General features: G+C 73.1%; 7 protein-coding genes and 1 pseudogene. 7 read left to right on the forward strand and 1 reads right to left on the reverse strand.

Annotated features, from left to right (window positions below; all coding sequences use genetic code 11):
- Positions 1–131: 131 nt before the first annotated feature.
- The 3 genes and pseudogenes from ABZX40_RS06860 to nudC all read left to right on the forward strand — a co-directional run bounded on the left by ABZX40_RS06860 (position 132) and on the right by nudC (position 6,783).
- Positions 132–3,671, forward strand: coding sequence for an ATP-dependent DNA helicase (locus ABZX40_RS06860; protein WP_355748488.1), 3,540 nt, complete (start codon positions 132–134; stop codon positions 3,669–3,671).
- A gap of 10 nt (positions 3,672–3,681) precedes the next feature.
- A pseudogene (locus ABZX40_RS06865) lies at positions 3,682–5,070 on the forward strand (dipeptidase); the annotation flags it as partial.
- 768 nt (positions 5,071–5,838) lie between these two features.
- Positions 5,839–6,783: an NAD(+) diphosphatase gene (gene nudC / locus ABZX40_RS06870; protein WP_355748491.1), complete on the forward strand. Its 945-nt coding sequence runs from the start codon at positions 5,839–5,841 to the stop codon at positions 6,781–6,783.
- Between the two features lie 108 nt (positions 6,784–6,891).
- Here nudC and ABZX40_RS06875 read toward each other — a convergent pair whose 3' ends face one another.
- Entirely contained in the window at positions 6,892–7,149 is a 258-nt protein-coding gene (locus ABZX40_RS06875; protein WP_355748494.1) for a mycoredoxin, read from the reverse strand.
- Between the two features lie 258 nt (positions 7,150–7,407).
- Between ABZX40_RS06875 and ABZX40_RS06880 the strand changes: the two genes are divergently transcribed.
- The 4 genes from ABZX40_RS06880 (at position 7,408) to ABZX40_RS06895 (ending at position 10,961) form a co-directional block, all read left to right on the forward strand.
- The gene (locus ABZX40_RS06880) at positions 7,408–9,627 is read left to right on the forward strand and encodes an ATP-dependent DNA helicase UvrD2 (RefSeq protein WP_355748496.1); all 2,220 of its coding nucleotides are present in this window, start codon (positions 7,408–7,410) and stop codon (positions 9,625–9,627) included.
- Positions 9,628–9,770: 143 nt separating this feature from the next.
- Entirely contained in the window at positions 9,771–10,094 is a 324-nt protein-coding gene (locus ABZX40_RS06885) for a hypothetical protein (RefSeq protein WP_355748499.1), read from the forward strand.
- Positions 10,095–10,272: 178 nt separating this feature from the next.
- On the forward strand, positions 10,273–10,641 hold the full coding sequence (locus ABZX40_RS06890; protein WP_355748502.1) for a WhiB family transcriptional regulator: 369 nt from the start codon (positions 10,273–10,275) through the stop codon (positions 10,639–10,641).
- Positions 10,638–10,961: a hypothetical protein gene (locus ABZX40_RS06895; RefSeq protein WP_355748505.1), complete on the forward strand. Its 324-nt coding sequence runs from the start codon at positions 10,638–10,640 to the stop codon at positions 10,959–10,961. The genes ABZX40_RS06890 and ABZX40_RS06895 overlap by 4 nt, the downstream gene beginning before the upstream one ends.
- Positions 10,962–11,229: the final 268 nt, after the last annotated feature.

Consider the following 11,229-nt stretch of genomic DNA (forward strand, 5'->3'; position numbering starts at 1 on the left):
CCATGTGGTGGAGTGACGTACGGCACGACCCGACCCGGGCCCGTCCCAGGCTTCCCCCGGCCCGGCCCGGCCCGGCCCCGCCGCCCCGCCCGCCACCCCCGTTGTCAGTGCCCGCGGCTAGCCTCTTCGACATGCCCGCACCTCTCAGCGATCCCGAGCAGCTCAAGGAACTGCTCGGGATTCCGTTCACCCCGGAGCAGATGGACTGCGTCGTCGCGCCGCCCGCCCCGCAGGTGATCGTGGCCGGGGCGGGCTCCGGCAAGACGACGGTGATGGCGGCCCGCGTGGTGTGGCTGGTCGGCACCGGCCAGGTCGCCCCCGAACAGGTGCTCGGGCTCACGTTCACCAACAAGGCGGCCGGAGAACTCGCCGAGCGCGTCCGCAAGGCCCTGGTCAAGGCAGGCGTGACCGACCCCGATGTCATCGACCCGGACCATCCGCCCGGCGAGCCGGTGATCTCCACCTACCACGCCTTCGCGGGACGGCTGCTGACCGACCACGGGCTGCGCATCGGCCTGGAGCCCTCCGCCCGGCTCCTCGCCGACGCCACCCGCTTCCAGCTCGCCGCGCGGGTGCTGCGCGAGGCCCCCGGCCCCTACCCGGCGCTCACCCGCTCCTTCCCCGACCTGGTCAGCGATCTCCTCGCGCTGGACTCGGAGCTGTCCGAGCACCTCGTCCGGCCGGAGAGCCTGCGCGCCTGGGACGCCGAGCTGCTGCTCGCCGTGCAGGGCGCCAAGCTCAGCAACGCCGAACTGCGCAAGGTCCCCGACACGGCCGCCGCCCGCCGGGAACTCGCCGAGCTGGTGCTGCGCTACCGCACCGCCAAGCGCGAGCGCGATCTGCTCGACTTCGGCGACCAGATCGCCCTGGCCGCCCGTCTCGCCCGCCTCCCCGAGGTGGGGCGGCTGCTGCGCGAGGAGTTCCGCGTGGTGCTGCTGGACGAGTACCAGGACACCTCGGTCGCCCAGCGCGTCCTGCTGGCCGGGCTGTTCGGCGAGGGCACCGGCCACCCGGTCACCGCCGTGGGCGACCCCTGCCAGGCCATCTACGGCTGGCGCGGCGCCTCCGTCGCCAACCTGGACGACTTCCCCGAGCACTTCGCCCGCGCCGACGGCCGCCCCGCGACCCGCCAGGCGCTCAGCGAGAACCGCCGCAGCGGCGGCCGGCTCCTCGACCTCGCCAACGGCCTCGCCGGGCCGCTGCGCGCCCTGCACGCGGGCGTGGAGGCCCTGCGCCCCGCCCCCGGCGCCGAGCGCGACGGCCTGGTGCGCTGCGCCCTGCTGCCCACCCACGCCGAGGAGCTGGACTGGCTCGCCGACTCCCTCGCCCATCTCGTCCGCACCGGCACGCCGCCCGGTGAGATCGCCGTGCTGTGCCGCACGGCCGGCGATTTCGCCGAGATCCAGGGCGCGCTGGTCGCCCGGGACGTGCCGGTCGAGGTGGTCGGCCTGTCCGGGCTGCTGCATCTGCCCGAGGTCGCCGACCTGGTCGCCGTCTGCGAGGTGCTCCAGGACCCCGGCGCCAACGCCTCCCTGGTCCGGCTGCTGACCGGCCCCCGCTGGCGCATCGGCGCCCGCGACCTCGCCCTCCTCGGCCGCCGCGCCCGGCGGCTGGTGGCCCACGCGCGCGTGGACGGCGGCGGCGACCCCGACCGCAGGCTCGCCGAGGCCGTCGAAGGCGTCGACCCCGCCGAGGTGATCTCCCTCGCGGACGCCCTGGACACCTTCCTGGAACACACCGGGGACGACGACGCCCTGCCGTTCTCGGCCGAGGCACGCGTCCGGTTCGCCCACCTCGCCACCGAGCTGCGCGACCTGCGCCGCTCGCTGGCCGACCCGCTGATGGACGTACTGCACCGGGTCCTCGCGGTCACCGGTCTGGAGGTCGAGCTGTCGGCGTCCCCGCACGCGCTGGCCGCCCGCCGCCGCGAGACCCTCTCCAACTTCCTGGACGTCGCCGCGTCCTTCGCCGCCGGGGACGGCGCGGCCACCCTCCTCGCCTTCCTGGCCTTCTTGCGCACCGCAGCCCAGTACGAGAAGGGCCTCGACAACGCCCTCCCGGGCGGCGAGAACACGGTCAAGGTGCTCACCGCGCACAAGTCCAAGGGCCTGGAGTGGGACGTCGTCGCCGTCCCCGGCCTGGTCACCGGCACCTTCCCCAGCGCCCAGGGCCGCGAGAAGTGGACCGCCCAGGCCAAGGTGCTGCCGCACGGCCTGCGCGGCGACGCCGACACCCTCCCCGAGATCGGCGCCTGGGACGCGCGCGGGATGAAGGCGTTCCACGAGGCGATGAAGGACCACCAGCACACCGAGGAACTCCGCCTCGGCTACGTCACCTTCACCCGCCCACGCTCCCTCCTGCTCGGCTCCGGCCACTGGTGGGGCCCCACCCAGAAGCGCCGCCGGGGCCCCTCCGACTTCCTCACGGCCCTCTACGAGCACTGCGCGGCCGGACACGGCGAGATCGAAGCCTGGGCCGACGAACCGGAGGACGACGCCGAGAACCCGGCACTGCACCGCCGCACCGCCGACCAGGCATGGCCCCTGCCCCTGGACGACACCGCCCTGACCCGCCGCCGCGCCGCCGCCCGCACCGTCCTCGCCCACCTGGACACCCTCGCCGCCCGCGACCTCACCGCCACGGCCACCCCCGAGCCGGGCACCTACGACGACCCGGAGTGGCCGACGGAACCACCGGAGGAGGAACTGTACGAGGACGGGCCCCCTGGGGAGCCGTACGGGGACGCCGCCTACGACGAGGATGCGGCGTACGGAGAGCCCGCCCATGAGGCTGCTCCCGAGGAGAGCCCCACCCAGGGAAAGCCCCCCGCCGTCCCGCACCAGGCGTCTGCCCCGCAGACCGCCCTCCACGACGACGGGACCGCCGATCCCCTGACCCCCGAAGAGGCCCGTGCCGTCGCCTCCTGGGACCGTGACCTCGACGCGCTCACCGGGGAACTGCTCCGCGCGCGGGAGGCCGTCACGGAGGTGCGCCTGCCCGCCTCGCTCACCGCCTCGCAGGTGATGCGGATGGCCGCCGACCCCGACGGATTCGCGCGGGAGCTGGCCCGCCCCATGCCCCGCCCGCCGCAGCCCGCCGCGCGCCGGGGTACCCGCTTCCACGCCTGGGTCGAGGCCCGCTTCGAGGAACTGACCCTGCCCCTGCTGGGCCCGGACGAGTTGCCCGGCGACGACGCCGAGATCGCGGACGAACGGGACCTGAAGGCCCTGAAGGAGGCGTTCGAGCGGACCGAGTACGCCCGGCGCACGCCCTACCGGGTGGAGGCGCCCTTCCAGCTCGGCATCGCGGGCCGGGTGATCCGGGGCCGCATCGACGCCGTCTACCGGACCGGCGGGGGCGACACCGCCGGTCGCGGTACGGAGCCGGAGACGTACGAGATCGTGGACTGGAAGACCGGGCGGAGCCAGGACGCCGATCCGCTTCAGCTCGCCGTCTACCGGCTGGCGTGGGCCGAGCAGCGGGGGGTGCCGCCCGAGGCGGTCACGGCGGCGTTCGTGCACATCCGCACCGGCGAGGTGGTGCGCCCCGACAAACTGCCGGACCGGGCCGCGCTGGAACGGCTGCTGCTCACGGACCCCAGGGACGAGCCGCCCGGGGACGAGCCGCCCGGTGACGAACAGCACGAACGGGTTGTCACTGTGGGCCGATAGGCTCGTGACCATGAGCCACACCCCGGACAACGCCGTCCGTACGTACATCGCCGAGCACCGCGAGCCCTTTCTCGACGGTCTGCGCGAGTGGCTCCGCATCCCGTCGGTGTCGGCCCGGCCCGACCACGCGGCGGACGTCCGGCGCAGCGCGGACTGGCTCGCCGCCAAGCTGACCGAGACCGGCTTCCCGGTCGCCGAGGTATGGCCCACGCCCGGCGCCCCCGCCGTCTACGCGGAGTGGCCCAGCGACGACCCGGCGGCCCCCACGGTCCTCGTCTACGGCCACCACGACGTACAGCCCGCCGCGCCGGAGGACGGCTGGGACAGCGACCCCTTCGAGCCGGTCGTCCGGGAGAACCGGCTCTATGCGCGCGGGGCGGCCGACGACAAGGGCCAGGTGTTCTTCCACACACTCGGTGTCCGCGCCCATCTCGCGGCGACCGGGCGCACGGCTCCGGCGGTCCATCTCAAGCTGCTGATCGAGGGCGAGGAGGAGTCCGGCTCGCCGCACTTCCGGGCGCTGGTCCAGGAGCGGGCCGACCGGCTCGCGGCGGACGCGGTGATCGTCTCGGACACGGGCATGTGGGCGGCCGACATCCCGACCGTGTGCACCGGGATGCGGGGCCTGGCCGAGTGCGAGATCCGGTTCCACGGACCCGACCAGGACATCCACTCGGGTTCGTTCGGCGGCGCGGTGCCCAATCCGGCGACCGCCGCCGCCCGCCTCGTCGCCGCCCTGCACGACGAACACGCGCGCGTGGCCATCCCCGGCTTCTACGACGGTGTGGTGGAGCTGACCGACCGCGAGCGCGATCTGTTCGCCGAGCTTCCCTTCGACGAGGCGAGCTGGCTGCGCACGGCCAGGTCGTACGCGGCCGTCGGCGAGGCCGGGCACACCACCCTGGAGCGGGTCTGGGCCCGCCCGACCGCCGAGGTCAACGGCATTGGCGGCGGCTATCAGGGCCCCGGCACCAAGACGATCATCCCGTCCGAGGCGATGGTGAAGCTGTCGTTCCGGCTGGTCGCCGGGCAGGACCCCGACCACATCGAGAAGGCGGTGCGCGACTGGGCGGCCGGGCAGGTCCCGTCCGGGATCCGCTACGACATCGTGTTCAGCGGCGCCACCCGCCCCTGTCTTACCCCGCTGGACCACCCCGCGCTCCAGTCCGTGGCGCGGGCCATGAGCCGCGCCTTCGAGCAGCCGGTGCGCTACACGCGCGAGGGCGGCTCGGGACCGGCCGCCGACCTCCAGGAGGTGCTGGGCGCCCCGGTGCTCTTCCTCGGCATCTCCGTCCCGTCCGACGGCTGGCACGCACCGAACGAGAAGGTGGAGCTGGACCTGCTGTTCAAGGGCGTGGAGACCACGGCCTACCTGTGGGGCGACCTCGCGGAGCACTGGAGCACCGGGAAGCATGGCGACGGGGGCGGCCTGCGTGGGGCGTATGGCGACGGGGGCGATCAGCACGGGGTGCAGGGCGGCGCGGGCGACCAGTACGGGGCGCATGCTGGCGAGGGCGATCAGCCTGGTGTGCGTGGCGACAGAGGCGGCCAGCACGGCGCGCATGGCGGCGCGGGCGATCAGCGCCGGGCCCATGGCGACGAGGACGGCCAGCACGGCACGCATGGCGACGAGGGCGATCAGCGCCGGGTCCACGGCGACGGAAGCGACCAGCCCGGCATGCACGGCGGCGCGCGCGACCAGCCCGGCATGCACGGCAACGCGGGCGACCAGCCCGCCGTGCATGACGGCGAGGGCCGCCAGCATGAGGCGCTCGGCGCCGAGGCGCCCCAGCAAGGGCCGCTCGGCGCCGCGGGGGCCCACCAGGTCACGGGGGCCGACCACGCAACTGGGGCCCACCAGGTAACGGGGGCCCACCGCGTCCCGGGGACCGACCAGGTAACGGGGGCCCACGACGTCCCGGGCACCAACCACGTCCCGGGGACCCGCCACGTCACGGCGAACCAGCGCGGAGCGCACGGCGGCGAGGGCCCCCATGACGCGCACTGACCCCCCTCCCGCCCCGTCCGGAAGGACCTCCCGCGCGGGGCACACTGGAAGGACCGCCCCGCCCGGCCGGGCCCGGACGGACCAGGTCACCGCCTGCCGTACGTCCCGCCGAACCGCCCGCCGAAACGAACCGTTGCCCTGGGGGAGTTGGAAGCACCCGTGACCACCTGGACCGACCACACCGCCGACCGACCCGTCTCGCTCACCGCCCCCAGCGGCATCGACCGTGCCGCGCACCACCGGCTCGACGAGGCATGGCTCGCGGCGGCGTGGAGCCACCCCACGACCCGCTGCTTCGTGGTGTCCGGCGGCCAGGTCCTGATCGACGAGACGCCCGAGGGCCGCACCGAACTCGTCATGACCCCGTCCTTCGAGGCCCCCCTCACCGAGGCCCACCGCTACTTCCTGGGCATCGACGGGGACGGCGTGAGCTACTTCGCCCTCCAGAAGGACGCCCTGCCCGGCCGGATCGACCAGTCGGCCCGCCCGGCGGGCCTGCGCGAGGCCGGGCTGCTGCTCTCCCCGCGCGACGCCGGTCTCATGGTGCACGCGGTCGGCCTGGAGAACTGGCAGCGCACCCATCGCTTCTGCTCCCGCTGCGGGGAGCGCACGGTGATCGCCGCCGCCGGTCATATCCGCCGCTGCCCCGCCTGCGGCGCCGAGCACTACCCGCGCACCGACCCGGCCGTGATCATGGCGGTCACCGACGAGGACGACCGCATCCTGCTCGGCCGCCAGGTGCACTGGCCCGAGGGCCGCTTCTCCACGCTGGCCGGTTTCGTCGAGCCCGGCGAGTCGGTGGAGCAGTCGGTGCGCCGCGAGGTGTTCGAGGAGGCCGGGATCACGGTCGGCCAGGTCGACTACGTCGCCAGCCAGCCCTGGCCGTTCCCGTCCAGCCTGATGCTGGGCTTCATGGCCCGCGCCACCACCACCAGGATCACCGTCGACGGCGACGAGATCGGCGAGGCCCGTTGGTTCTCCCGCGACGAACTGCGCGCGGCCTTCGACTCCGGCGAGGTCCTGCCGCCGTACGGCATCTCCGTCGCGGCCCGGCTGATCGAACTCTGGTACGGCAAGCCCATGCCGACCCGGCACATGCCCTGACCCCGCTCCGCCCCGGTCCGAGAACGCCGACGGCCCCCTCCGCCACCTGCGGAAGGGGCCGTCAACGTCCCTCTGACCGGCCACGGCGACCGGCACCGGCAACCGGCCTCAGGCCGTGAGGGCCTGCTTGACCTGAGCCAGGCTCGGGTTGGTCATGACCACCTCGTCACCGCCGGAGGCCGGGACGACACGCAGGGTCGGCACCGTCTGATTCCCATTGTTCGCCTTCTCCACGAAGGCCGCCGACTCCGGGTCCTGCTCGATGTTGATCTCGTTGTACGCGATGCCCTCGCGGTCCATCTGGCTCTTCAGCCGGCGGCAGTAACCGCACCACGTGGTGCTGTACATCGTCACAGTGCCCGACATGTCTCTTGCGCTCCTTATGCGGTTCCGGGGACGGGTGCTCGCGCTGATGGAACGTATCGGACCTGGCGGCCATTCCCGCCGGGGGTATCCGGGACGCTCTCCGTCAGGTCGCCGCCGGGAAGAGCCACGCCCGCCGCCGCCCGGCACGCAGGTGACCGCACCCGGCCTCAGCCTCGCCGTCCGGCATTAGTACGACCGCAAGGGTGCCCCTGTGGACAACCGGCTCACCCGTCTCCGGCGACCTGGCAGCATGGCGGTGTGACAGCAGCAACGCACTCCCCTCTCTTCCCGCGGGTACCGGACACGGCCGACGCGGTGCTCGAAGGGCTAGACCCCGAGCAGCGCGAGGTGGCCACCACCCTGCGCGGCCCGGTGTGCGTCCTGGCCGGTGCCGGTACGGGCAAGACGCGGGCGATCACCCACCGCATCGCCTACGGGGTGCGCGCGGGCATCCTCCAGCCCTCCAGCATCCTCGCTGTCACGTTCACCAACCGCGCGGCCGGAGAGATGCGCGGCCGGTTGCGCATGCTCGGCGCCCAGGGCGTCCAGGCCCGTACGTTCCACTCGGCCGCTCTGCGTCAGCTCCAGTACTTCTGGCCGAAAGCGGTCGGCGGGGCCATGCCCCGGCTCGTGGACCGCAAGAGCCAGCTGGTCGCGGACGCCGCCGCGGCCTGCCGGCTCCGGCTGGACCGGGGGGAGCTGCGCGATGCCATGGGAGAGATCGAGTGGGCCAAGGTCACCCAGACCGTGCCCGCGGACTACGCGCTCGCAGCCGCGAAGGCGGGCCGCGATCTCCCCCGCGACCCGGCGGAGATCGCCCAGCTGTACGCGGCCTTCGAGGACCTCAAGCGGGCCCGCGGGGTCATCGACTTCGAGGATGTGCTGCTGCTGACCGTCGGCGTCCTCCAGGACCGCCATGACATCGCCGACCAGGTACGGGCCCAGTACCAGCACTTCGTGGTCGACGAGTACCAGGATGTGAGCCCGCTCCAGCAGCGGCTGCTGGAGCTGTGGCTGGGGCCCCGGGAAGACCTGTGCGTGGTCGGCGACGCCAGCCAGACCATCTACTCGTTCACCGGAGCAACGCCGGACCATCTGCTCGACTTCCGCGTCCGCCACCCCGGCGCCACCGTCGTCAAACTGGTCCGCGACTACCGCTCCACCCCCCAGGTCGTCCATCTCGCCAACGGACTGCTCGCCCAGGCCCGTGGCCGCGCCGCAGACCACCGGCTGGAACTGATCTCCCAGCGCCCCGCCGGCCCCGAACCGGTGCACACCGAGTACGGCGACGAGCCCGCCGAGGCCGAGGGCGCCGCCCGGCGGATCCGCGCCCTGCTGGACTCCGGGGTCCCGGCGGGCGAGATCGCCATCCTGTTCCGGGCCAACGCCCAGTCCGAGACCTATGAGCAGGCCCTCGCCGACGCCGGTGTCCCCTATCAGCTGCGCGGCGCCGAGCGGTTCTTCGACCGGCCCGAGGTCCGCAAGGCCGGAGTCGCCCTGCGCGCCGCCGCCCGCTTCGGCGGCAACGACGCCGCCCTGGACGAGGCCGTCGACCTGCCCTCCCAGGTCCGTGCCGTGCTCTCCGGCGAGGGCTGGACGACACAGCCCCCGGCCGGATCCGGAGCGGTGCGCGAGCGCTGGGAGTCGCTGGCCGCGCTGGTGCATCTCGCGCAGGACTTCGCCGCCGCCGGACCCGGCGCCACCCTCGGCGATCTGGTGGCCGAACTGGACGAGCGGGCCGGCGCCCAGCACGCCCCGACCGTGCAGGGCGTCACCCTGGCCTCCCTGCACTCGGCCAAGGGCCTGGAGTGGGACGCGGTGTTCCTGGTCGGTGTCGCCGAGGGCATGATGCCGATCACCTACGCGAGAACGGACGAGCAGATCGAGGAGGAGCGCCGTCTCCTCTATGTGGGGGTCACCCGTGCCCGGGAGCGGCTCCATGTCTCCTGGGCCCTCGCCCGCTCCCCGGGCCACCGGCCCAACCGCCGTGCCAGCCGCTTTCTGGACGGACTGCGCCCCGGCTCCGCGTCCGGCGCGGCCCGTGCCGGGACGGCCGGCGGCGCGGGCGGGGTCGAGCGCGGGGTGCCCGGCGTGGTCAGCGGCGAGCGGCGGCCCACCCGGCGCACCCCGGCCCGCTGCCGGGTCTGCGGGCGCACCCTCACCGACGCCGGTGAGATGAAGCTGATGCGCTGCGAGGACTGCCCCTCCGACATGGACGAGGGCCTGTACGAGCGGTTGCGGGTCTGGCGCGAGGAGGTGGCCCGCCGCAGCGGGCAGCCCGCGTTCTGCGTTCTCACGGACAAGACGATGATCGCGATCGCCGAGGCGGGACCCCAGGACGAGGGCGAGCTGGCCCGCATCCCGGGCGTCGGCGCCCGCAAGTTCCGCCGCTACGGGGCCGATGTGCTGGACATCTGCGCAGGCCGGGACCTCGCCGAGCCCGGTGACGAAACCTTTCCGAACTCGTCGAAAAAATAGTTTGCGAAAGCCCCGTCAATCCCCATAGGTTCTTACACACGAGAGCAGCGGCCTTCTCGGAGGCCCTGATTCCGTGTTCTACTTACATATCCGACGGGTTGGTTCACCCCAGCCCCCCGATACGCCGAGAGGAGGCGAGTCCAGTGATCAGCATCCACACCAGCTTCAGCAGCACGGTCAAAATGACCGATCGCTCGACCGTCTCGCTGTGCATGCTCGGCGTCTCGAACCCGGGCACCGGTCTGTCCGGCATTCCCGCCGTGCGCCCGGCTGCCCCTGTGTCTCCGGCCGGTCTCCCCGTCCGTGAGCGCAATGAGCGACCGATCAAGGCACTGGAAGCGGCAGTACTGGCTCAGGCAGACGCCTATGCCTTTACGGCGACCGGTGCCGGATTCCGGAAGCAGACGACGCAGCACCACCAGATGTGGGCCTTCCGTGGGCCAGAACCCTGGAGCGATCCAGCCTGATCGGCGATCAGGCCGGCACCCTTCCAGGGCCGCGGAACCCCATCCGGGATCCGCGGCCCTTCTGTTTTCCCCGAACGGGGAGAGCAGGACCGAAGGGCCTCGGGACAAGACAGAACCCGGCACCACAGCCGACCACCGGCCCCACAGGGCCGGACCGACCAGACGAGGAAGACGAACCGTGCAACTCGAAGCGCACGCCACGTCCGTACCGCCTTCCGGAACGATCCCGCCGCCCGGCCTCACGGAGGACTCCACCTTGACCCCGCTCACCGCGCTCACCGCGCTCGACGACGCCATCGAGAACCTGGGCGTACCCGTCCCCTGCCGTTCCTACGACCCGGAGGTCTTCTTCGCGGAGTCCCCGGCGGACGTCGAGTACGCCAAGTCCCTCTGCCGCACCTGTCCGCTGATGGAGGCCTGCCTCGCCGGCGCCAAGGAGCGGCGTGAGCCGTGGGGCGTCTGGGGCGGCGAACTGTTCGTCCAGGGTGTCGTCGTCGCCCGGAAGCGGCCGCGTGGCCGCCCGCGCAAGAACCCGGTCACGGCATGAACACCCCAGGAACGATCGATCGTCCCCTCACGCTCGACCCCCAGAAACAGGCCCCGATGAAGCCGTCCGCACACGAGCCCACCGGCTCGGCGACAGAAGACGTCAGCACCACCGGCGCGCACGACTCGCGCCAGAACAGGACCCGAGAGATGCAACTCATCCCAGAAGCGCTCGCCCGTGCGCATATGCACGACCGGCTGCGTGAAGCGGAGCAGGAGCGCCGGGCGATCCGCCTGGCCGCGGCCCGCCGGATGCAGCGGCGGGCCGAGCGCGCCTCGATGCGCGCCCGCCGTGCGCTGGCCATGGCCGTCATGCAGTAATCCGCCCACACCTGAAGCGGTGGCCTCCCGGACCGACCGGGAGGCGAAGACTTCTCGCGGGGGCCGGTCCGTCCGAACGACGCTGTTGGCTTAATCTCCGGCTCTGATGCTTCGCCCCGTCGTTATGCGGCGGGGCGAAGTACTGTCAAAAGGCTGGTCCGGGTGCGGGCCCGGGGCTGGTCGCTGAGCCAGGCGTTGATGCGGATGAGGTTGATCGCGGCGCCGGTGAGTTGGTGCTGGAGGCTGGTCTTGGCGAGTCCGCGGTAGC

The sequence above is a fragment of the Streptomyces sp. NPDC004610 genome (assembly GCF_040609715.1).
In the GTDB taxonomy this organism is placed as follows: domain Bacteria; phylum Actinomycetota; class Actinomycetes; order Streptomycetales; family Streptomycetaceae; genus Streptomyces.